The sequence below is a fragment of the Bradyrhizobium sp. USDA 3256 genome (assembly GCF_054058275.1).
The window spans coordinates 5,736,339-5,758,902 of record NZ_JBSSAE010000002.1; the positions used below are offsets into that span (position 1 = coordinate 5,736,339).

Annotated in this window: 20 protein-coding genes; 8 read left to right on the top strand and 12 right to left on the bottom strand. The window is 66.1% G+C overall.

Annotated elements, in window-relative coordinates:
• Positions 1-177: 177 nt before the first annotated feature.
• Both ACVWY5_RS29065 and ACVWY5_RS29070 read right to left on the bottom strand, forming a co-directional pair.
• Positions 178-801, bottom strand: coding sequence for a hypothetical protein (locus ACVWY5_RS29065; protein WP_028334944.1), 624 nt, complete (start codon positions 799-801; stop codon positions 178-180).
• Positions 802-909: 108 nt separating this feature from the next.
• Positions 910-1,374, bottom strand: a complete 465-nt coding sequence (locus tag ACVWY5_RS29070) for an Lrp/AsnC ligand binding domain-containing protein (protein ID WP_024583796.1) — start codon at positions 1,372-1,374, stop codon at positions 910-912.
• Positions 1,375-1,488: 114 nt separating this feature from the next.
• On the opposite strand from ACVWY5_RS29070, the gene putA reads away from it, so the two are divergent.
• On the top strand, positions 1,489-4,497 hold the full coding sequence (gene putA, locus ACVWY5_RS29075) for a bifunctional proline dehydrogenase/L-glutamate gamma-semialdehyde dehydrogenase PutA (RefSeq protein ID WP_028334943.1): 3,009 nt from the start codon (positions 1,489-1,491) through the stop codon (positions 4,495-4,497).
• A gap of 303 nt (positions 4,498-4,800) precedes the next feature.
• Positions 4,801-6,006: a CaiB/BaiF CoA transferase family protein gene (locus tag ACVWY5_RS29080; protein ID WP_028334942.1), complete on the top strand. Its 1,206-nt coding sequence runs from the start codon at positions 4,801-4,803 to the stop codon at positions 6,004-6,006.
• 26 nt (positions 6,007-6,032) lie between these two features.
• Here the strand turns inward: ACVWY5_RS29080 and ACVWY5_RS29085 are convergent, their stop codons facing one another.
• The 3 genes from ACVWY5_RS29085 to ACVWY5_RS29095 form a co-directional block, all read right to left on the bottom strand.
• The gene (locus tag ACVWY5_RS29085; RefSeq protein ID WP_283089552.1) at positions 6,033-6,197 is read right to left on the bottom strand and encodes a hypothetical protein; all 165 of its coding nucleotides are present in this window, start codon (positions 6,195-6,197) and stop codon (positions 6,033-6,035) included.
• A 99-nt stretch (positions 6,198-6,296) separates the two neighbouring features.
• Positions 6,297-7,844, bottom strand: coding sequence for a hypothetical protein (locus ACVWY5_RS29090; RefSeq protein WP_028334941.1), 1,548 nt, complete (start codon positions 7,842-7,844; stop codon positions 6,297-6,299).
• Between the two features lie 90 nt (positions 7,845-7,934).
• Positions 7,935-9,008, bottom strand: coding sequence for a hypothetical protein (locus tag ACVWY5_RS29095; protein WP_028334940.1), 1,074 nt, complete (start codon positions 9,006-9,008; stop codon positions 7,935-7,937).
• A gap of 204 nt (positions 9,009-9,212) precedes the next feature.
• Here ACVWY5_RS29095 and ACVWY5_RS29100 point away from each other — a divergent pair, with 204 nt between their 5' ends.
• From ACVWY5_RS29100 to ACVWY5_RS29110, 3 genes are all read left to right on the top strand, one after another.
• Positions 9,213-9,587 (top strand): Crp/Fnr family transcriptional regulator, encoded by a 375-nt coding sequence (locus tag ACVWY5_RS29100; RefSeq protein WP_018273297.1) that lies wholly within the window; start codon positions 9,213-9,215, stop codon positions 9,585-9,587.
• The gene (locus ACVWY5_RS29105; protein ID WP_028334939.1) at positions 9,584-10,393 is read left to right on the top strand and encodes an MBL fold metallo-hydrolase; all 810 of its coding nucleotides are present in this window, start codon (positions 9,584-9,586) and stop codon (positions 10,391-10,393) included. Before ACVWY5_RS29100 ends, ACVWY5_RS29105 begins: the two co-directional genes overlap by 4 nt.
• A gap of 227 nt (positions 10,394-10,620) precedes the next feature.
• Positions 10,621-11,235, top strand: coding sequence for a glutathione S-transferase family protein (locus ACVWY5_RS29110; protein WP_028334938.1), 615 nt, complete (start codon positions 10,621-10,623; stop codon positions 11,233-11,235).
• Between the two features lie 208 nt (positions 11,236-11,443).
• Here ACVWY5_RS29110 and ACVWY5_RS29115 read toward each other — a convergent pair whose 3' ends face one another.
• The 3 genes from ACVWY5_RS29115 to ACVWY5_RS29125 are packed head-to-tail and all read right to left on the bottom strand — an operon-like array spanning position 11,444 to position 13,476.
• Positions 11,444-11,938 (bottom strand): TPM domain-containing protein, encoded by a 495-nt coding sequence (locus ACVWY5_RS29115; protein ID WP_028334937.1) that lies wholly within the window; start codon positions 11,936-11,938, stop codon positions 11,444-11,446.
• A gap of 2 nt (positions 11,939-11,940) precedes the next feature.
• Positions 11,941-12,837 carry a TPM domain-containing protein gene (locus ACVWY5_RS29120; RefSeq protein ID WP_028334936.1) on the bottom strand — a complete coding sequence of 299 codons (897 nt, stop codon included), beginning with the start codon at positions 12,835-12,837 and terminating at the stop codon, positions 11,941-11,943.
• Positions 12,838-12,858: 21 nt separating this feature from the next.
• Positions 12,859-13,476 carry a LemA family protein gene (locus tag ACVWY5_RS29125; protein WP_028334935.1) on the bottom strand — a complete coding sequence of 206 codons (618 nt, stop codon included), beginning with the start codon at positions 13,474-13,476 and terminating at the stop codon, positions 12,859-12,861.
• 160 nt (positions 13,477-13,636) lie between these two features.
• Between ACVWY5_RS29125 and ACVWY5_RS29130 the strand changes: the two genes are divergently transcribed.
• The 3 genes from ACVWY5_RS29130 to ACVWY5_RS29140 are packed head-to-tail and all read left to right on the top strand — an operon-like array spanning position 13,637 to position 16,855.
• Positions 13,637-14,491: an enoyl-CoA hydratase gene (locus ACVWY5_RS29130; protein WP_028334934.1), complete on the top strand. Its 855-nt coding sequence runs from the start codon at positions 13,637-13,639 to the stop codon at positions 14,489-14,491.
• Positions 14,492-14,499: 8 nt separating this feature from the next.
• Positions 14,500-15,645, top strand: a complete 1,146-nt coding sequence (locus ACVWY5_RS29135; RefSeq protein ID WP_028334933.1) for an acyl-CoA dehydrogenase — start codon at positions 14,500-14,502, stop codon at positions 15,643-15,645.
• A 13-nt stretch (positions 15,646-15,658) separates the two neighbouring features.
• Complete coding sequence (locus tag ACVWY5_RS29140) at positions 15,659-16,855, top strand: acyl-CoA dehydrogenase family protein (protein WP_028334932.1); 1,197 nt, start codon at positions 15,659-15,661, stop codon at positions 16,853-16,855.
• Between the two features lie 192 nt (positions 16,856-17,047).
• Here ACVWY5_RS29140 and ACVWY5_RS29145 read toward each other — a convergent pair whose 3' ends face one another.
• From ACVWY5_RS29145 to ACVWY5_RS29160, 4 genes are all read right to left on the bottom strand, one after another.
• Positions 17,048-19,372 carry a xanthine dehydrogenase family protein molybdopterin-binding subunit gene (locus ACVWY5_RS29145; protein WP_028334931.1) on the bottom strand — a complete coding sequence of 775 codons (2,325 nt, stop codon included), beginning with the start codon at positions 19,370-19,372 and terminating at the stop codon, positions 17,048-17,050.
• A gap of 159 nt (positions 19,373-19,531) precedes the next feature.
• A complete protein-coding gene (locus ACVWY5_RS29150; RefSeq protein WP_028334930.1) occupies positions 19,532-20,620 on the bottom strand; it encodes a trypsin-like peptidase domain-containing protein in 1,089 nt (362 codons plus the stop codon).
• A 97-nt stretch (positions 20,621-20,717) separates the two neighbouring features.
• Entirely contained in the window at positions 20,718-21,593 is an 876-nt protein-coding gene (locus tag ACVWY5_RS29155; RefSeq protein ID WP_028334929.1) for a dihydrodipicolinate synthase family protein, read from the bottom strand.
• The gene (locus ACVWY5_RS29160) at positions 21,586-22,542 is read right to left on the bottom strand and encodes an NAD-dependent epimerase/dehydratase family protein (RefSeq protein ID WP_028334928.1); all 957 of its coding nucleotides are present in this window, start codon (positions 22,540-22,542) and stop codon (positions 21,586-21,588) included. Before ACVWY5_RS29160 ends, ACVWY5_RS29155 begins: the two co-directional genes overlap by 8 nt.
• Positions 22,543-22,564: the final 22 nt, after the last annotated feature.

A 22,564-nucleotide genomic window follows, 5' to 3' on the forward strand; every position in this document is an offset into this window, starting at 1 on the left:
GTGTTAACGCGTCACTTGGTTCTTATGGTGATCGGCGCTGAACGTATTTTTTGGAACCATATCGTTCGAAGCTATTGTTCGAATCTTGGCATTCGGTTCCCAGCGTCACGCGGACCGCTATCCTGCGATCAATAAGGACGGAACAGCGCGGAACGCGCAGCTGCGACGCTCAGCCGTTCAATCTTCCGTCACCCATTTGGCGACGGTCATGACATCAGGCGGTTGCAGATAGCCGCGGGGCCAGAGATCGACAGCCCATTCCACCTTGGTCGCGCGCTCGACGAGAACGGCGGTGTTGTGCGGCGTTTGCGCCAACGAAAATCCGCGGTAGTGGGGATCCCCGACGTCATGAAACTTGAACAGGTTCCACGCCTGCATCACCAGCATCAGGCTGGTCGTGTTCCGCGTCGTGTCCCAGCAATCATAATTGTGCTTGTCGTCGTTGGCGCGGAAATCCGCTTTCGCCACGCGCTTGTCGGTGCCGAGGATCGGCCCCATGCGCCGGTCGAACCAGATCACGGCCTTTTGCACGGCCGCGCGTTCGGCGGCGGCATTGGCACGGCCCGTGGCCATGATCCTGGCCAGGGCCGCCCGGTCGGCTGCGCTGAAGTCGAGCATCTCGCGACGCCGGCAGACGAAGCCGTAACAGACGGTCATCCCCGTCGCCGACGGCGGATAGATCGAGACCGAGGTGTAGAGCTGCATGATGCCGGAACTGAGCTCGGCCGCGCGGACCGGCATGGCCGATGGCAACGACAGCATGAGCACAGCAAGCGCGCCGGCAAATCCGGCCCGCTTCATTCGTATCGGCTGATCAGCATCTTTCATGAACCACTGCCCCAACTCGACCAAAGGATTATCGCGGGCGTGTCGCGATGCCAAGACATCCGGCGCATGGATCGGGGCATATCAGCCGACCGGCAGCGGCGCGTCGCGCTTGACTTCCTCCATCACCGCGTAGGTTCGCGTCTCGCGCACGCCCGGCAGCGCCAGCAGGGTCTCGCCGAGAAACCTGCGATAGGCGGTCATGTTGGCGACCCGCGCCTTGACCAGATAGTCGAAGCCGCCGGCCACCATATGACACTCCAGCACTTCCGGCGCGGTCTGCACCGCCTTGGCGAACTTCTCGAATACATCGGGCGTGGTCTTGTCGAGCAGCACCTCGACGAACACCAAGAGACCGAGGCCAAGCCGGTGCGGATTGAGCCGCGCGCCATAGCCCTCGACGAAGCCGTCGCGCTGCAGCCGCTTCAGCCGTTCGCCGACCGAGGTCGGCGACAGGCCGATCCGTTCCGCCAGTTCCACATTGGCAATCCGGCCATCCCCTTGCAGGATCGAGAGGATTTTGCGGTCAGTCTTGTCGATCTCTGTCATATCTGCGGTAATTCTCTAATTGGTCCTTATTTTCTAAGGCAAATCTGCTAATTTGTCTATCGAACTACGGTTCGCTAGCGCGTACGTGTTCCCACACAATCTCAAGGAACCGCCATGCCAGACCCGTTGCCGCCCCCGCCCCCGTTCAGCGCGCCCTACGCGCCCGACGACGCCGTCATCGCCGCCCGCCTGCGCCAGGATGCAACGCTCGGCGCGGAGGCGGAGGCACGGATCGACCGCACCGCGACGCGCCTGATCGAGGCGATCCGGGCCAATGACGATCCGCTCGGCGGGGTCGAGGACATGCTGCGGGAGTTCGCGCTGTCGACCAAGGAAGGGCTGGCGCTGATGGTGCTGGCGGAGGCGCTGCTGCGGGTACCCGACGCGCGCACCGCCGACCAGTTCATCGAGGACAAGCTCGGCCAGGGCGACTTCGTCAACCACGAGACCAGATCGAGCGCGTTCCTGGTCAACGCCTCGGCCTGGGCGCTCGGCATGTCGGCGCGCGTGATCCAGCCCGGCGAGACGCCGCAGGGCACGATCGGGCGGCTGACCAAGCGACTCGGTGCGCCGGCGGTGCGCGCCGCGACGCGACAGGCGATGCGGCTGATGGGCAGCCATTTCGTGCTCGGCGAGACCATCGAGGCGGCGCTGTCGCGCGCGCAAGCGCACACCGCGCGCGGCTCGCGTTATTCGTTCGACATGCTGGGCGAAGGTGCGCGCACCGCCGACGATGCCCATCGCTATTTCGAATCCTACGCCCGCGCCATCGATGCGATCGGCAAGGCGGCCGGCGATCAGCCCCTGCCCGACCGGCCCGGCATCTCCGTCAAGCTATCCGCGCTGCATCCGCGCTTCGAGGCGGTGAGCCACGCGCGGGTGATGACCGAGCTGGTGCCGCAGCTGATCGATCTCGCGCGCCGCGCCAAGGCGTTCGACCTCAACTTCACCGTCGATGCCGAGGAGGCCGACCGGCTGGAGCTGTCGCTCGACGTCATCGCCGCCGCGTTCGCCGACCCCTCGCTGGCCGGCTGGGGCGGCTTTGGCCTCGCAATCCAGGCCTATCAGAAGCGCGCCGCCGACGTCATCGACTATGTCGATGCGCTCACGCGCGCCCTCGACCGCAGGATGATGGTGCGCCTGGTCAAGGGCGCCTATTGGGACACCGAGATCAAGCGCGCGCAGGAGCGCGGGCTCGACGGCTATCCGGTGTTCACCCGCAAGGCGATGACCGACCTGAACTACGTCGCCTGCGCGCGCAAGCTGCTGACGCTGCGGCCGCGGCTGTTTCCGCAATTCGCCACCCACAACGCGCTGACGGTCGCGACCATCCTCGAACTCGCCGCCGATCCCTCAAGCTTCGAATTCCAGCGGCTGCACGGCATGGGTGAAGCGCTCTACGCGCAGCTTGGCGAGGACAGGCCCGAGATCGCTCACCGCACCTATGCGCCGGTCGGCAGCCACCGCGACCTGCTCGCCTATCTGGTGCGGCGGCTGCTCGAGAACGGCGCCAACTCGTCCTTCGTGGCGCTGGCCGCCGACAATCGCGTGTCCATCGTGGACCTGCTGCGCCGCCCGGCCGAGATCGTAGGTCGCGACGACAAGGCGTCGCATTCCGCGATTCCGTTGCCGGCCGAGCTTTATCGGCCGCAGCGCGAGAATTCGCACGGCATCGAGTTCGGCGAGCGCAAAGCGCTCGACACGATGACATCGGCGATCGCGGCCGAGCGGAAGGCCCCGCCTTCCGTCACCCCATCAACAACCGAGCAGGCGAATGCCGCCGTTGCCGCGGCGCGCCGCGGCTTCAAGGCCTGGAACGCCACGCCGGCGACAAAACGTGCGGCGATCCTGGACAAGGCCGCGGACCTGCTCGAACAGCGCCGCGCCCATTTCCTCGCTCTGCTGCAAAGCGAGGGCGGCAAGACGCTCGATGATGCGCTATCGGAAGTGCGCGAGGCGATCGACTTCTGCCGCTACTATGCCGCGCTGGGGCAAAAGCTGTTCGGCGAAGGCGAGACGATGCCGGGCCCGACCGGCGAAAGCAATGTGCTGGAGCTGCACGGCCGCGGAGCGTTCGTCGCGATCTCGCCGTGGAATTTCCCGCTCGCGATCTTCCTCGGCCAGGTGACGGCGGCATTGATGGCGGGCAATGCGGTGATCGCAAAGCCGGCCGAGCAGACGCCGCGCATCGCGGCCGAAGCGGTCGCGCTGCTGCATCAGGCCGGGGTGCCGCCATCGGCGCTGCATCTGGTCCAGGGCGACGGCGCGGTCGGCGCCGTGCTGGTGGCGCATACCGCCATTGCCGGGGTCGTCTTCACCGGCTCGACCGAGGTCGCGCGGTCGATCAACCGCACGCTCGCCGCCAAGGACGGCCCGATCGTGCCGCTGATCGCCGAGACCGGCGGCATCAATGCCATGATCGTCGATGCCACCGCGCTGCCGGAGCAGGTCGCCGACGATGTCGTGACCTCGGCGTTCCGCTCCGCCGGCCAGCGCTGCTCGGCGCTGCGGCTGTTGTTCGTACAGGACGACGTCGCTGACCGCATGATCGAGATGATCGCGGGCGCCGCGCGCGAATTGAAGATCGGCGATCCCTCCGAACCGTCGACGCATATCGGACCGGTGATCGATGCCGAGGCCAAGCAGCGGCTCGATGCGCATATCGTGCGGATGAAGCAAGAGGCGCGCGTGCATCTCGCCGGCGAGGCGCCATCAGGCAATTTCGTCGCGCCGCACATCTTCGAGCTGTCGGCGGCCGGGCAACTGAAGGAAGAGGTGTTCGGGCCGATTCTGCACGTCGTGCGCTACCGCGCCGACAAGCTCGGCGAGGTGCTGAGCGCGATCGAGGCGACCGGGTTCGGGCTGACGCTCGGCATCCATTCCCGCATCGACGACACGATCGAGCACGTGATCGACCGCCTCCAGGTCGGCAATATCTATGTCAACCGCAACATGATCGGCGCGGTGGTCGGCGTGCAGCCGTTCGGCGGCAACGGCCTGTCCGGCACCGGCCCCAAGGCCGGCGGCCCGCATTACCTCGCGCGCTTCGCCAGCGAGCAGACGATCACCATCAACACCGCCGCCGCGGGCGGCAACGCGGCGCTGATGGCGGGGGTGGAGTAAAGTGCGCACCCTCCCCTGGAGGGGGAGGGTCGACTCGCATTGAGCGAAGCGAAATGTGAGTCGGGGTGGGGTGATCTCTCCGCACGGGCAACACACGAGTGGAGAGACCGTCACCCCACCCCGCCGCTCATTTCATTCGCGTCGACCCTCCCCCTCCAGGGGAGGGTAAAGGGGAGGGTAAGAAAGTGCCGTTGCATCGTGCCCCCCAGATGGGTCAAATGGCGGTCCGATCGGGATCATCGCTTTGCGATAATTCCAGCTACCGGAAAAAACACCAACAAGCGCCACGGGAGCGACGGCACGATGGAAAAAGGCATTTTTGACGGGCTCAAGGTCCTGGACTGCGCGAGCTTCATCGCGGCGCCCGCGGCCGCCACCGTGCTGTCCGACTTCGGCGCCGACGTCATCAAGATCGAGCCGCCCGGCGCCGGCGACCCCTACCGCAATCTGCCCAATCTGCCCGGCTATCCATCGAGCGAGCACAATTTCGCGTGGATGCTGGAGGCCCGCAACAAGAAGAGCCTCGCGCTCGACCTCACCAAGCCTGACGCGCAGCAGGTGCTGTACAAGCTCGTCGCCGAGGCCGACGTGTTCATCACAAACATGCCGCCGCAGGTGCGCCAGAAGCTCGGCATCACCTACGACCATCTCGCCCATCTCAACGACAGGCTGATCTACGCCTCCTTCACCGGCTATGGCGAGAAGGGCGAAGAGGCCAACAAGCCCGGCTTCGACTCCAACGCCTATTGGGCCCGCTCCGGCCTGATGGATCTGGTGCGCGCCGACGAGGAGACCACGCCGGCCCGTTCCGTCGCCGGCATGGGCGATCACCCTTGCGCGATGGCGTTCTACGGCGCGATCGTCACCGCGCTGTTCCAGCGCGAGAGGACCGGCAAGGGCTCGCATGTCTCGACCAATCTCATGGCCAACGGCGTCTGGGCCAATGGCGTGCTGGCGCAGGCCAAGCTCGCCGGCGCCAAGTTCAAGAAGCGCAAGCCGCGCGAGGAGGCGCTGAACGCGGTCACCAACCACTACAAGTGCAAGGACGGCCGCTGGCTGATCCTGTCGCTGCTCAACGAAGACCGGCAATGGCCGACGCTGGCGCGCTGCATGGGTCGCGAGGACCTCATCGCCGATCCGCGCTTCGCCACCAAGGCCGACCGCCATGCGCGCTCGGTCGAGCTAATCAAGATCTTCGACGAGGTGTTCGCCGGCAAGGACCTCGCCGAATGGCGCAAGATCCTCGACGGCAATGGTCTCGTATTCGGCGTCGTCGGCATCCTCGACGACATCCCGAACGACAAGCAGATGATCGAGAACGAGGTGCTGGTGCGGTTCGAGAACGACACCATGCTGACCGTCAACAGCCCGATCTTCATCGACGGCGCGAGGAAGGTGCAGCCGCGCAAGCCGCCCGAGGTCGGCGAGCATTCCGACGAGATCCTGCGCCAGGCCGGCTACGACGAGGCCACGATCCAGAAGCTGCGCGCGTCAGGCGCGGTGGCGTAGCGGATCGATCTCCGTCGAGCGTCGCTTCAGCGCTTCATCCAGGCCCAGACCAGGGCCACCGCAATGATGCCGATGACGACCGCGAGCCCGATCGCCCAGGTGCTGACGCGGACGGCGCTGACCGCCTGACGCTCGGCCTCGTTGGCCGCAATCTCGCGGTCGCGCTGCTTGTCGTCCTCGGGAGCACTCATCGGCCGGTCTCCGCTCAAGGCTGGGCTGTTCGGGGCGTGGTCGCGACGCGGAATGTAGCATCGAATAATGACGCGCAGCCGCTTCGGTTCCGGCCGAAATCACCGGCCCTTCACGAAGCACATGCCGATGTGCGAAGTCTTCCCGGCCACCTGGCAGGCAAGGCCCTCGGCGCAGGTCCAGCCGCGGAAGCTGCGGTCGCTCTCGGCGGGCCTGGCGCCCGGCAGATAGCAGTGCGCGCCCCAGCCGTCGCTGTATTCGGTGCCGGCGAGCTCGGTGCTGCCGCGCAGCTGCGGCCGGTTGGAGAAGCCGCGCGAAAAGTCCGGCGCCTTGCCGTCGCGGAAGCTTGCAAGGATATCGCGGCGGCGAGGCTGGTCACCGAAGAAATGCGGCGAGGCCGGCACCACGGTGGAGTTCGACGGCTTTGCCGCCATCCAGTCGACGCCGGGGAAATGGAAGCCGCCGATGCCACGGGTCTGGTGGCAGCCCGCGCAGGTGACATCGTTGAGGCGCCGTTCGAAGCCGGCCAGCGACTGGATGTTTTGCAGCTTCGTTCCGTCGGCTGCAGCCTTCTGCAGGGCGCCGACGACGTCACCATCCGAGAACACCGCATTGCCGGCAGTGCCCTCGCCCTGCACCATGCCGAACTCGGGCTCCAGCTCGCTGACATCGAAACCGGTCGGCGTTGGCGCGACCGCTGCGGTCGCGAGGAAGCGATCGGGGATCAGCAAGGTGCCGCGATCGAGCTCGGCAAAATGCTTGGGATCGAGCAGCCACGCCTTGAAGTCGCGCCTCAGTGTTCCGTCCGCCAAAATGCGGTCGCGATCGATCTGGTTCTCCAGCGGCGCTTCGGCAAGCCGCTTTGCCCCGCCGTCATAATCGAACACTTTGAGCAGATAGTCGGTGCGGAAATCGCGCACCGCGGATTTCGGCGCGTGCGCGATCTGCAGATTGGTCTCGATGCGATCGATGTTGCGCGCATCGATCAGGTCGAGCGGACCATCCTTGCCGAGCAGTTTCTCCATCACCGGCGGTGCACTGCCGGTCGCGAGCCAGCGCCGCGCGATTTCGCGGCAGCCGAGCGATGCGTCACTGCCGTCACCCCTCGCCTTCAGCACGAGGTTCAGTGTCATCGGCAGCCGCTGCGACACCGCGTTCTCGCCGATCGGCGGCACATCGGTGCGGGTCAGCCGATAGATCAACCGGATCTCGCCGCAGTCTTTCGGCGCCACATAGGCACGGTCCATGCGGTTGACGATGCCTGCGAGAACGAAGCGGACGTCGGGGGATTCAAGCAGCGCGCGATCGAACAGCTGAAACGCAAAGCCGTCGCCGACGCCAATGCTCTCGTTCGGCAGGCTTGCCTTATGCTTTGCGACATAGCGATCGAATTCGCGATCCAGCGCCTCGCGCACCGGCGCCATTGCAGCGAGCCCGAACAGATCACGGTTGGACAGCGGCGTGTCGGCGGAACGCACCGGCGCGAGCATACGGCCGAGGTAGAAGCGGCCGTGATCGAGCTCGCGCAGGATGGCGGGATCGATGACCGCGGCGCCGCGCTCGAGCGCGCGATCCTCGGCGGCACGTGCAGGCGCGGCGCCGCAGAGCAGAACGGACATCACCAGGAGGCATTTCAACGCACGGCTCATGCCCCAATAACACCGCGCGGCAAACCCTATTCAAGAAAAAAGGCGCTTCACATCGCGGTGAAGCGCCTTGGTATGGTCGTGTTTCGCCGATCAGCGCGAAACGATCAGGCCCTTGCTGGTGACGACTACCCAACGGCCGTCCTGCTTGCGGATGGCGTCGACGCGGCCGAGACCCGGGACGGGGTCGCCGGCGTAAACCTCGTAGATGCCGCCGCGGCCTTCGATCAGCGCGCCGCCATTGCCGACGTCGCGCAGCGACCAGCCGTCGACCACCGGCAGGCGGCCGACCTCGGGCCTGGGGGCGGCCGGCGCCGCCGCGGCAGTCGCCGGGGTGATCGAGCCCGTGACCTCGCGGGCGGGCGTCGCCGCGGCGACGGTCGTCTGCGGCGTAGCGCGGAGCTTGTCGACCGCCTCGCTGAGCTTGTTGAGCTTGGCCATCGGCTCGGCCTGGGCCTTCTCGACCTTCTCGATCCGGTCGCTGGCCTTGCTGAACTGGGCCTGGCCGGCCTTGGCGGTCTGCTCGACGCTGGCCTTCAGCGCGGCGACCTCGGATTCGATCCGGGCGAGCGCGGCATCGGCCGCCTCATTGTTGGCGGCGGCGTCCTTGGCAGCCACATCCCTGACGGAAGCAGCGGCGGGGGCGGCAAGATGGCCGAGCCCCGCGGTCGCGAGCGCACCGCCGATGGCGCCGGCCACGGTCGCCAGCGCGATCACCGCGGCCATCGCGCCGATCCGGCGCGTGCCGGCCGGCTTGCCTGCCGCCTTGGCCGCCTGTTCGGCGCCCGGCCTGGATGCCGTCGCCTCATGGTCCCAGGTGCGGTCACCCGGCGCCATGATCATCAGCTTGCCCGGAAAGCGCGGCTCTTCCCGCTTGCCGGTCTCGACCTCAGGCACGTCCATATTGGTCGGCTCGACCTTGGCGTCGATCTTGGCATCGATCTTGGCCTCGATCACAGGATCCAGCCGGGACGGCTCAACCTTGGGGGCTTCGGCCTTCGGCGCGTCCATCCGGGGCGCGTCCGCCTTCGGCGACGTCTCTTCCTGCTCGGGCGCAAGCCGGGGAGCTTCGACACCGGTCGCGGCCATCACGGGCTCGCTCTTCGCCGCCGTTTCGGCGCCGGTTTGACCGCTGACCGGCTCGCTCTGCTGCTCACTCACGTTCAAAGTCTCCAGACTAGGTTGACAATTCGGTAACTTTTATTGCTTGCGAAATGGTTACCCCGCTCCGCCATTACCTAAATTTTAGGGAGTTTTCCGGGCCGGATTTGGGCGATGCTGCCCTGCGGCAATCTGCGTCGCTTCCGTTTGCGCGCGGCGCTTTCCCGATTAACATACCGTCATCTTCCAGCCAGAAGGCAGGAGAGCACCATGACGATCGAGAAATGCATCAAGGAATTTGGTGTCGATGACGTCATCTTTGAGGAAGGCTCGACCGGCCGCGAGCTGTTTGTCGTGCTCGACGGCAAGGTCGACATCGCCAAGATCGATCGCGGAAACAAGACTGTTATCGTCAGCCTCGGCAAGGGCGAGTTCTTCGGCGAGATGGCCGTGATCGACGGCTCGGCGCGTTCGGCGACCGCCATCGCCTCCGCGCCCGCAACACGGGTGATGCGGATCAACCACGCCCGCTTCGTCTATCTGGTCAGCCAGCAGCCGGCGTTTGCGCTGATGGTGATGGATGCGCTCTCGAAGCGCCTGCGCGCGTCCAACGCGGTCACTTACCGGACGGCGGCAACCCCATGAGCGACCGCAAGCCAAGCCCGTTCAAGACGCTGTTCGACGCCGAGGTCGCAACGCTGATCCAGGCCGCCGACGACGTCTATCAGATCCGCTTCAAGAACCGTGCGGCGAACGCCTATCTGGTGCGCGGCAGCAAGCGGACCATCATGATCGACGTCGGACTGTCGAGCAATTATCCGTCGCTCGTCGCCTGTCTCAACCATCTCGGGGTGACGCCCGAGATGATCGACATGGTGGTGCTGAGCCATGAGCATCTCGACCACATCGGCGCCGCCTATCATTTCCACGGCAGCGCCTATATCGCCGCGCATCGGCTCGCCGCCAACAAGATCATGCTGCGCGACGATTTCTCGATGCTGCGCAAGATGTTCAACGAGCCGAACGTGCCGATCGATATCGACATCTGGCTCGAGGAAGGCAACCTGATCGACCTCGGCAATTTCCGCCTCAATGTGATGTACACGCCCGGCCACACCTCGGCCTGCATCACGCTGTTCGACCAAGACAAGGGCCTGCTGTTCGCCGCCGACACGCTGATGCCCGGCGGCGTGATGGGCGGTGTGTTCGGCTCCGGCTCGATCGCCGACTACATCCAGTCGCTGGAGCGGCTGAAGGGCCTCAACTCGAAGATCCTGCTGTCGGGTCATGGCCGGCTATCCGACACGCCGCAGGACGATGTCCGGATCGCGCTGCAGCGCTCGCACGGCCTGCTCGAGGACACCGCGCAACTGTTCGATGCACTCGATGCGCGCTCGAATTTCGAGCCGATCATGCAGTCGGTGCGCGACCTCAACAAGCTCGACGATTGAGCTTCGCCTCCTTCGTCATTGCGAGCCAACGGGTCGCGCGAACGCGCGCCCGATGACAGGCTCCGCGAAGCACCATGGCTCTGCATAGCTGGAAGGATGGATCGCTTCCTCGCAAACGCTCCTCGCAATGACGTTTTGAGGGCTGAACACCTTCACATTTGACAAATCCGCACGCGGCCTGTTCAACAGCGGCAATAACAACGCCTAGGAAACAGGGAGCGAGGATCATGAAGCTTTACGACTCGATCGGACCCAATCCGCGCATCGTGCGCATGTTTATGGCGGAGAAGGGCATCGAGATACCCAAGCAGACCGTCGACCTGCGCAAGGGCGAGAACCGCGAGACGGAACACCTGAAGCGCAATCCGCACGGCCAGATGCCGGCGCTCGAGCTCGACTGCGGCAACTACCTCTCCGAGATCACGGCGATCTGCGAATATCTCGAGGAGAAGCACCCCTCGCCCGCGATGATCGGCACCACGCCGGAAGAGCGCGCGGAATGCCGGATGTGGACGCGCCGCGTCGATCTCAACATCGCCGAGCCGCTCGCCAACGGCTACCGCTTCGGTGAAGCGCTGAAATTCTTCGAGAAACGCATTCCCGTCGCGCCCGAAGCCTCGCCCGGCCTGAAGATGATCGCCGCCAACCGCATCAAGTGGCTGAACGACCAGATGGCCGACGGCCGCGAATACATCTGCGGCAAGCGCTTCACTCTCGCCGACATGCTGCTCTATTGCTGGCTCGATTTCGGCAATCAGGTCGGCCAGCCGCTGGACCAGTCGAACGCCAACATCGTCGCCTGGTTCAACCGCGTCGGCGCGCGGCCATCGGTGAAGGCGTAGGCTCTCCCTTATCCTCCCCTGGAGGGGGAGGATCGGTTCGCATGAAGCAATAGCGCAATGCGAACCGAGGTGGGGTGAAGGTCTCTCGTTACGGGCGGCGTCCGAGTGGAGAGATCACCCCACCCCGCTGCGCATTCCGCTTCGCTGCATGCACAGCGACCCTCCCCCTCCAGGGGAGGGTGAAAAGACACTGAGCACACCCAGCTCCTCAAATCACCACCGGCTTATCCGGTAGCTCGTTCGGGCCGGCCGGAGGCGGGAAATGCTCTGCCAGCTCCCGCGACACCGCCTCGATCCCCTTGATCACGCCCTGCTCGAAGCGGCCGGAACGGAAATCCGTTTCCATCGTGCGGCAGATCGCCTCCCAGCCGGCATGGCCGACCTTCGCGTCGATGCCGCGGTCGGCGACGATCTCGACGTCGCGGTCGGCGAGCAACAGATAGATCAGAACGCCATTGTTGTGATCGGTGTCCCAGATCCGCAAATGCGAGAACACGTCGAGCGCACGCTCCCGTGCAGGCTGATTGCGGAACAGCGGCACACCGTCGAGCGCGCCCTCGACGACGAAACGGATCTGGCCGGAATGAGTGGCCTCGCCGGCCTTGATCGCCCGCTCGATGGCGTCGAGCACGCGCGGCGGAAAATCACGCCGCACCCGCCAGCGGTGTTCGATCAGATGCTTGCCGATGCGCTTGATGCCCATGCCTACCAGCTCCCCGAGGCGCCGCCGCCGCCGAAGCTGCCGCCTCCGCCGCTGAAACCGCCGCTATCGCTCGAGCTCGAGCCGCTGCTCCAGCCCCCGCCGCCGGACCAGCCGCCGGAATAACCGCCGCCGCGCCGGTACGGTCCCGAGCCTGCCGCCGGACCGCCGAAGTTCAATCCGCCGAAGATCAGCGCCGCGACGGCGGCGAACAGGCCGACCACCAGCGCCGTGGCGAGCGAGCCGGCCACCATCCAGGTGAAGACGCCGACAACACCGCCGGTCGCGACCGAGCCCAACAACCGTCCCAGTATCCCGCGCAACACGCCGGCCACGATGATGACGATAAAGATCGTCACCGGATTGGCGAAGTCGACCAGGTTCGGCCCTTGCCAATGCTCGGGCTCCGGCGCCGGCAATTGCTCGCCATTGATCAGTCGGATCATCCGGTCGACGCCGGCCGAGATGCCGCCGGCGAAATCGCCGGCCTTGAATTTCGGCGTGATGTCTTCGTCGATGATGCGGTGGGTGACGGCATCGCTCAACGCGCCTTCGAGGCCGTAGCCGACCTCGATGCGCAAGTGCCGGTCGTTCTTGGCGACGACAAGGAGCGCACCGTCGTCGACCTTCTTGCGCCCGATCTTCCAGGCCTCGGCCACGCGGATCGAGAACTGCTCGATGGTTTCTTCGCCCGTGGTCGGCACGATCAGGACCGCGATCTGGCTGCCCTTGCGGGCTTCCAGATCCTTCAGCCGGCCGGTGAGCGAGGCGACATCGCCGGAGGACAGTGTCCCGGTCTGGTCGACGACGCGGCCGGTGAGCGGAGGCACCGCGACCTCGGCCCATGCCGGGCACACGAAGCCCAGCAGGAAGGCGAGCAGGATGACGCGTGCGGCGGTCATCGCGATGCGCGCGCGCCGGCGCTATTTCGACGGCGCAGGGGCCGGCGACGGATTATTGAAATCGACCTTCGGCGCGGTCGATATTTCCTTTTCATTGTCGACCGTGAAGTTGGGCTTCTCCTTGTAGCCGAACGCCATCGCGGTCAAATTGTTCGGGAAGGTGCGGATGCCGACGTTGTAGTCCTGCACCGCCTTGATGTAGCGATTGCGCGCCACCGTGATGCGGTTCTCGGTGCCCTCGAGCTGCGCCATCAGGTCGCGGAACAGCGCGTCCGATTTCAGCTGCGGATAGTTCTCGGTGACGACCAGCAGCCGCGACAGCGCGCTGGTCAGTTCACCCTGCGCCTGCGTGAACTTCTGGAACGCGGCCGGATCGTTGAGCACCTCGGGCGTTGCCTGGATGCTGCCGACCTTGGCGCGCGCGTTGGTAACGCCGAGCAGCACGTCCTTCTCCTGCTGCGCAAAGCCCTTCACGGAGTTGACCAGGTTGGGCACGAGATCGGCGCGCCGCTGGTACTGGTTCACCACCTCCGACCAGCTCGACTTGACCTGCTCGTCACTGGTCTGGATCGCGTTGTAGCCGCAGTTGGTCAGGCTCAATGTCGCCAGCGCTGCGAGCACGGTCCAAAGCTTGCGCATGAAGATGGTCCTCCCCGGGTGGATTCCGCATCAGCTTAACAGATTTTCGCCGGATAATCCCGTGCGGCGGATTTCGCGGCTCCTTTTGCGGATGATGACGCTTGCCTATCCCTGCCCGCGCCGTTCATCATGGCGAAAAAATCGATCGCGGGAGGATCCATTGGCGTCTGAACAATTCGAGACGATTGTTGTCGAACGGCCTGAGCCCGCGATCGCGCGGATCGTGATGAACCGCCCCGAGGCCCGCAACGCCCAGAACCTGCAGATGACCTACGACCTCAACGCCGCCTTCGACCGGGCGGTGCAGGACGACGCGGTCAAGGTCATCGTCCTCGCCGGCAACGGCCCGCATTTCTCGGCCGGTCACGATCTCAGGCCAGGGGCCAAGAACCAGGCCGGCGCTGATTTCCCGCCAGTCGGAAATTGGGGCGGCTTCGCCGAGCCGAACGCCCATGGCCGCTTCGCGCGCGAGCAGGAGATTTACCTGCAGATCACAAGGCGCTGGCGCAATCTGGCAAAGCCGACGATCGCCGAGGTGCACGGCAAGTGCATTGCCGGCGGGTTGATGTTGGCCTGGGCCTGTGACCTGATCGTTGCCAGCAACGATGCCGAGTTCTGCGACCCCGTGGTGACGATGGGCGTCTGCGGCGTCGAGTGGTTCGTGCATCCCTGGGAGCTCGGCGCGCGCAAGGCCAAGGAGATGCTGTTCACCGCCGACGTCTGGAGTGCCGACGAGGCGCATCGCCTCGGCATGATCAATCACGTGGTGCCGCGCGGCGATCTCTCGTCGTTCACGCTGGCGCTGGCGCGGCGGATCGCCGCAAAGCCCGCCTTTGCGCTGAAGCTTTCGAAGGAAGCGGTGAACCGCTCGATCGACATCATGGGGCAGCCGGCCGCGATCGATCAGGCCTTTGCGCTGCATCAGCTCTGCCACGCCCACAACCTTCAGGAATTCGGCATGGTGGTGGACCCCGCGGGTCTGCATCCCTCCGTCAAGAAAACCGCCAACGTGTAGCAAGCCAGATGGACCTCACCCTCAGCGACGAGCAGCGCCTCCTGCGCGAAAGTGCCGACCGCTTCGTGGCGGAAACCTTTAGCCCTGAGCATCGCAAGAAAGCGGCGAACGATCCGCTTGGCTATTCGCCCGCGATCCGGAAACAGTTCGCCGAGCTCGGCTGGCTGGCGCTGCCGATCAGCGAAGCCCATGGCGGGCTCGGCGGCGGCGCGATCGAGATCGGACTGTTGATGGAAGCATTCGGCCGCGGACTGGTGTCCGAGCCGTTCCTCTCCACGGTCGTGATCGGCGCCGCGCTGGTCGCCGAATGCAGCACCGAGGCGCAGAAGCAGGCGATCCTGCCTGATGTTGCCGAGGGCAAGCTTACGCTCGCCTTCGCGCATTCCGAGCGCGCCGCGCGCTTCGATCTCGCTCATGTCGACACGACGGCCGGCAAGACGGCCGATGGTTGGCGTCTGAACGGCAGCAAGATCGCCGTACTCGACGGCGCGGCAGCCGACCAGATCATCGTCTCGGCCCGTATCGCCAACGCCAATGGTGCGTCCGGCAAGCTTGGCCTGTTCCTGGTGCCGGCGGGGACGCCCGGGCTCACTCTGCGCGACTACGCGCGGCTCGGCGGCGGGCGCGGCTGCAATCTCGATCTGAAGGATGTGCAATTGCCCGCCGATGCGCTGCTCGGCGACGGCAGCGATACGCTGCCCGCGATCGAAACCGTGGTCGACCGCGCGATGGCCGCGCTCGGCGCCGAGGCGGTCGGCATCATGCAGACGCTGCTCGACACTACGCTCGAATACACCAAGATCCGCAAGCAGTTCGGCCGGCCGCTATCGGCCAACCAGGTGATCCGCCATCGCCTCGCGGACATGGCGATGCAGGTCGACGAGGCGCGCTCGATGGCGTTGCGCGCCGCGCTGATGGCCAATGCCGAGCCTGTGGCCCGCAGCCGTGCGGCGTCCGGCGCCAAGGCGAAGATCGGCAAATGCGCGCGCTTCGTCGCCGAGCAGGCGGTGCAGCTGCACGGCGCGATGGGCGTCACCGAGGAGCTCGACATCGGCGCGTATTTCAAGCGGCTGCTCGCCTTCGATACGCTGTTCGGCAACAGCGCCCATCATTATCGCCGCCACGCCGCGCTGAGCGGCCGCGCGCACGCCTAACGGAGAGCGCACCATGGATCTCACCTTCAGCGCCGAGGAACGCGCTTTCGAGCAGGAAGTCCGCGATTTCATTGCCGGGAGCCTGACGCCGGAGATGAAGCGCGCCACCGCGCTGACGCCGTCGGTGTTCTCCGATCCCGACATCGGCATGGCGTGGCAGCGCGCGCTGCATAAGAAGGGCTGGGGCGCGCCGGGCTGGCCGGTGGAACATGGCGGACCGGACTGGACGCCGGCACAGCGCTGGATCTTCGAGGCCGAATGCGCCCGCGCCGGCGTGCCCAATGTCAACGTGATGGGCGTCAAGATGGTCGGCCCCGTCATCATCGGGTTCGGCTCGCCCGAGCAGCAGAACTTTTACCTCCCGCGGATTCTCTCCGGCGAGGATTACTGGTGCCAGGGCTATTCCGAGCCGGGCTCGGGCTCCGACCTCGCCTCGCTGAAGACGCGCGCGGTGCGCGACGGCGACGACTACGTCATCAACGGCACCAAGATCTGGACCACGCACGCCCATCACGCCAACCGCATGTTCGCGCTGGTGCGCACCAGCGACGGCGAGCGGCAGCAGGACGGCATCAGCTTCATCCTGATCGACATGAAGACGCCGGGGATCACCACCCGCCCGATCCTGACCATCGGCGGCGACCACGAGGTCAACCAGGTGTTCTTCGACGACGTCCGCGTGCCCGTCGCCAACCGCGTCGGCGAGGAAGGCAAGGGCTGGACCTACGGCAAATATCTGCTCGAATTCGAGCGCGGCTCCGGCATCGCGTCGGCCAAGCTGCGCGAGGCGCTGAAGACGATCTCCGATCTCGCTGGCTCCGAGGTCACCGGCCGCGCCATCGAGGATCCCGATATCGCGATCCGGATGTCGGAGGTGGAGGTCGACATCGATGCGCTCGAGATGACCGAGCTCAGGGTGCTGTCGGCGCTGCAGACCGGGCAGAATCCCGGCGCGGTGTCGTCGCTGATCAAGCTCCGCGTCAGCGAGATCCGCCAGGCGGTGACGCGGCTTGGCGTCGACGTGATCGGCCAGGACGGGCTTGCCGTCGAGCCGGCGCGGCCGTTCTACCGGCTCAACCACGAGCCGGCGATTCCGGAGGAGCTGCTGCCGGTGGTGCCGGAATATCTCAACGGCCGTGCCTATACGATCTTCGGCGGATCGTCCGAGATCCAGCGCGACATCATCGCGAAGATGGTGCTCGGGTTGTAGCCAGCGTTTGAGCGAGTTCGCCCTTCCTCTTACCCTCCCCTGGAGGGGGAGGGTCGACGCGACTTAAAGAAGCGGCGGGGTGGGGTGAAAGTCCCTCCACGCGAACACCGCCTCAGTTGAGAGATCACCCCACCCCGTCACGCATCTGGCGATGCGTGACGACCCTCCCCCTCCAGGGGAGGGTGAAGGAGACTACGCCCCCGCCTTCGCGTTCTGGATCGCCTGCCAGATCTTCGATGGCGTCAGCGGCGTGTTCAGCTGCTTGATTCCGACCTCGCTCAGCGCATCCATCACGCCGTTGGTGATGCAGGGCGGCCCGCCGATCGCGCCGGACTCGCCGCAGCCCTTGGCGCCCAGCGGATTGGTCTTGCACGGCGCGGAGCCATCGAGCGTCACCGTGATCGGCGGAATGTCGTCCGCGCGCGGGATGCAATAGTCCTGATAGCTCGCGGTCAGCAGCTGGCCTTCCTCGCTGTAGGCCACGCCTTCGTACAGCGCCTGGCCGATACCCTGGACAACGCCGCCATGCACCTGCCCCGTCACCAGCATCGGATTGACGGCAACACCGACGTCATCGACCGTGGTGTAGCGCGCCACCCGCGTGACGCCGGTCTCCGGATCGATCTCGACCTCGCAGATATGGGTGCCGTTCGGCCAGCTCGGCCCGTCGACATTACCCTCGCTCTCGACCGAGAGCTTTGCGCCGTTTTCCTTCGCCGCGATCTCGAACAGGCTGATGCGCCTGTCGGTGCCGACCACGGTGAGGAAGCCGTCGCGATACTCGATGTCCTCGACGGAGGCTTCCAGCAAATTGGAGGCCTTGTCGCGCGCCTTGTTGATCATGTCGTTCGAGGAGACCGCAACCGCGGTGCCGCCGACGAACAGCGAACGCGAGCCGACGCTGCCGAAGCCGGTGGCGAGGTCCGTGTCGCCCTGAATCACGTCGATCTTGTCCATGGCGATGCCGAGCGTATCAGCGATCATCTGGGTGTAGGTGGTGGCGAGGCCCTGCCCCATCGCCATGGTGCCGGAATGCAGGATGACGCGGCCTTCCGCGGTCGCATGCAGCGAGACGTTCTCGGTGTGGGCGCGGCCGCCGGTCCATTCGATGTAGCTGGTCAGGCCGCGGCCGTAGAGCAGGCCCTTCTTCTTCGCCGCCTTCTTGCGCGCGGTAAAGCCGTTCCAGTCCGCCAAATCAGACGCGCGCTCCAGCATGTGCGCGAAGGCACCGGAATCGTACACCTGCCCGACCGCGTTGGTGTAGGGCAGCTGCGCCGGCTTGATGTAGTTGACCTTGCGGATGGTGCGCGGGTCCATGCCGATCTGGCGCGCGGCGGCATCGAACAGCCGCTCGACGATGAACACCGCCTCGGGCCTGCCGGCGCCGCGATAGGCCCCGACCGGCGCGGTGTGGGTCATCACCGACTTCACCTCGAAATGCACCAGCGGCAGGTCGTAGACGCCGGTCTGCACGAACGGCCCGAGCACCAGCGGGATGATGTTGGCGGTGCCTGACGAATAGGCCCCGGTGCCGCCGATCGAGCGCACCCGATAGGCCAGCACGCGGCCCTTGGCGTCGAGCGCGAACTCGCCGGTCGAGGTCAGGTCGCGGCCATGGGTGCCGCCGACGAACTCGTCGGTGCGGTCGCCGCGCCAGCGGATCTTCTCGTTCAGCTTGGTCGCGGCATAGGCGACGATGCCGTCCTCCGGATACAGGCTGGTCTTCTGGCCGAAGCCGCCGCCGATGTCGCCGACCAGCACGCGTACGCTGTCCTTCGGTCGCTTCAGGATCGATTCCGCCAGCAGGTCGCGGGTCGAGCCCGGGGTCTGCGACTGCACGTGGAGGATCAGCCGTCCGGTCTTCTTCTCGATCTCGGCAATGGTCGAGCGCGGCTCCATCGCCGACGGCACCAGGCGCTGGCTGACCAGGTCGAGCGACACCTTGTGCGCGGCGTTGGCGAAGGCTTCCTCGACCTTGGCGGCATCGCCATAGCTCATCGCGGCCACGACGTTGTCGGGTGCCTCCGGCCAGACCGCCGGCGCGCCCGGCTTGATCGCCTCGACCGGATCGACCACCGAGGGCAGCACCTCGTAATCGATCTCGATCGCTTCGGCCGCGGTCTGGGCCAGCACGCGCGAGGTCGCGACCACCGCCGCGACGCCCTCGCCCGCGTAACGCACCACCTCATGCGCCAGCAGACGTCGCGGCGGCACGGTCATCGGCGAGCCGTCGGGCCGCTTGAAGATCGCAAGCGTCGGCAGCGTGCCGATATCGTCCTTGACGAGGTCGGCGCCGGTATAGACGGCCTTGACGCCCGGCATCTCCAGCGCCGCCTTGGCGTTTATCGACTTGATGTTGGCGTGGGCATGCGGCGAGCGCAGCACGTGCAGCCAGAGCGCACCGTCCTGCGGCTTGTCGTCGATGAAATGCCCCTTCCCGGTGACCAGCCGCTGGTCTTCCAGACGCTTGACTGGCTGGCCCGCACCAAAACGCATATTGCCGGGAAGAATGTTCATCAGAGGGTCCTTCGAGCTTCCAAGAATTTCCAGAGAATTTGGCGGGGGTTTTAGCGGATTTTGGCGGCCTGACAACCACACGCCGGCCGAAGGACAGGCATCTCGTCGCGCGGCGCGCCGAAGCACAATCCGGCGGCACGCGTCAGGGCAGTGACGACATTATTGCGTCCGGCCGATATCGACGATGGCGACCTCGACATCGCGCGCCGAACCGTCGCGGTTCACGCTGAGCCGCACCTTCTTGCCGACCCCGATCTGCTCGAGCTGGTCGGCCAGATCGGAGAGCCGGTGGACCGGCTTGCCGTCGACCGCGGTGATCACGTCGCCGAGCTCACCGGTCGACATGTCGACCCCGCGTATCCCGGCGCGCTCGGCCGGCGACCCCGGTGTCGTGCGCACCACGATCAATCCTTCGGCACCGATACGGGTGGCGACGGCCTCATTGGCGGTGACGATGCCGATCCCCGGCGTCGGCACGCGGCCGTTGCGGATCAGCTCGGGCACCACGCGATTGACGATGTCGACCGGGATCGCGAAGCCGATGCCGGCATTCGAGCCCGATGGCGACAGGATCGCCGTGGTCACGCCGATCAGCCGGCCGGCGGAATCGAGCAACGGGCCGCCCGAATTGCCCGGATTGATCGCGGTGTCGGTCTGGATCACGTTGGAGATCTCGCGGCCGCTGGAGGTCGGCAGCCGGCGCTTGAGCGCGCTGATGATGCCGCTGGACATCGATTGATCGAGCCCGAACGGGTTGCCGATCGCATAGGCAAACTGGCCGACCTTGAGATCGGACGAGCTGCCGAGCGCCAGGGACGGCGGCAGGTTGCGCGCGCTGCGGATGCGCAACACGGCCAGATCGTAGTTCGGCGCCGTGCCGACGATTTCGGCGCGTACCGCCTCGCCGGAGGCAAAGCGGATCGCGACCTGGCTCGCATTCTGCACCACGTGGTTGTTGGTGACGACGTGGCCGTCATTGTCCCAGACAATGCCGGTGCCCGACGCCGCGCCGCCTTCCTGATCCTCGCTCAGCGGATTGGCGGCAGTTTGCGTCACCACCTGCACGACCGACGGCGAGACCTTCTCGAAGATCTCGACATTGGCCTTTTCGGCGTCCGACAGCGCGCCGCGCTCGGCGACCGCGCGGGCAGCCGGGCCGCTCCACGGCGCCTGACGGATGCTGCCGGCCGCGAATATCAGCAGAACGGCCGCGATCACGGCCAGGACAAGGACGGTACGCCGATTCATTGCTGTGCTCCACGCAACAAACGCGCTGACCAAGCGGAGGTTTCCGGCATTGCCAAGGCGGATTGCCCGGCATTTTGCCGCGTGGCCCCCGACGGCTTCAGGCCAGATCGCGCAACGCCGCCTCGACCACCTTGCGCTGCTCGGCCGTGAGCGGCGCCTGCGGCGGCACGGGATCGCCGACGTCGTAGCCCTGGCTCGCGAGCCCGGCCTTGATGCAGGCGGCGAGGTTGAAGCGGGCAAACGCCTCGTTGATGCGCCACAGCTTGCGCTGCAGGGCCATCGCCTCATCCCAGCGGGTGCGGCGGCACAGATTGTAGAGCTCGACGCTTTGCCGCGGGATGATGCAGGCCGGGCCCGCCATCCAGCCGTCGCCGCCGATCAGCATCACCGCGGCCGGAATATGGGCGGAGGCCGAGAACACCTTCAGGCTGTCGCCGCAACGGTTCATGATCGACAGCAGCCGCCCGGTGTTGGTCGAGGCGTCCTTGATGTAGCCGATGCGCGGATGCTCGGCGAGCCGCGCGATGACGTCGAGCGTGAGGTCGGAGCGCTGGAAATTCGGATTGGTGTAGATCACGACCGGAATGTCGACGGCATCGGCGATGGCGCGGAAATAGGCTTCGACCTGCGCATCGCCGACCGGAAAATACGCCTCCATGATCGCGAGGATGCCGGTCGCGCCGCGCTTCTGGTAGGCCTTGGCCTGCGCCACCGCGTCTGCCGTCGAGGTCGAGGCGACGCCGGCGACCACGGGCACGCGGCCCTGCGCGGCCTCGATCGTGGTCGCCACCACCTGCATGCGCTGCGCATTGTTGAGGTAGGCGAACTCGCCGGTCGAGCCGAGCGGCGTCAGGCCGTGGACGCCGGCCTTGACCAGATCGTCGCAGAGCCGGCCCAGCACCTCGGTGCGGACATGGCCGGCAGGGTCGACCGGGGACACCAGATACGGAAAGACGCCGTGGAAATCAGCCATTTGCGAGCCTCGTTGACGGCGAGACATAATCGGGATCGTGCGCAAAGGGAAGCGGCGTGCCGCTGCGCAAGGCGCCGAGCACCGCTGCGAAATCCGTGCCGGCGCGGAAACCGAGCAGCCGTTCGGCCTTGCTCGCGTCGTAGATCCGGCCGATCGATTTCGGCAGGTGCCAGCCGCGCCGCGCGAACAGCGCCGGCGCATCGGGGAAGGTGCGCGCGATGACCCCGGCCGCGTCCGTCTTCAGGTCGGCGACATCGCTGCGCGCAAACGGCGTCGGCGCGCTGATGACAAAGACCTCGAAGCCGCGGATCTTGTCCAGCGCCGCGACATGAGCATCGGCGGCGTCCTCGACGGTGAGGCGGCGGTACAGCAGCTCGGTCGCCTTCAGGTTCTCGCCATGGATGTCGCGGATGGTGTCGTCATCCTCGGGGAAGAAGCGGCTGGTGCGCAGCACCGCGCAGTTCAGCCCGTGCTCGCGGCTGTACAGCCGGCACAGCCCTTCAGCGGCAAGTTTTGTCACTCCGTAAATGTTGCGCGGCTCGAGCGGTCCTGTCGTCTCGTCGAGCCACACCGCAGCATGGCCTTCCTCGTCGCGGATCGCCTGCGAGATCATCAGCGAGGTCGTCGAGGTGAGGACGAAACGGTCGTGGCCGGCAGCAACGGCTGCCTGCAGCAAATTGAGCGTGCCTGACACGTTGACGTCGACAAAGGCCTGCGGCGCGAACCGCGCGATATCGGGCTTGTGCAGCGCGCCGCCATGGATCACGGCCTCGATGCCGTAATCCGCGAACACGCGCTCGACCACCGATCGTTCGGCTACCGAGCCTGTGACATCGGTCGCCTCGCCCGGGACGACGTCGAGGCCGACCACATCATGGCCGGCCTGTCGAAGCCGCGGCGCGAGGAAACGGCCGAGCCAGCCGGAGGAGCCGGTCAACAATATTCGCATGAGGTCCGCCCGGCTCGCGCGT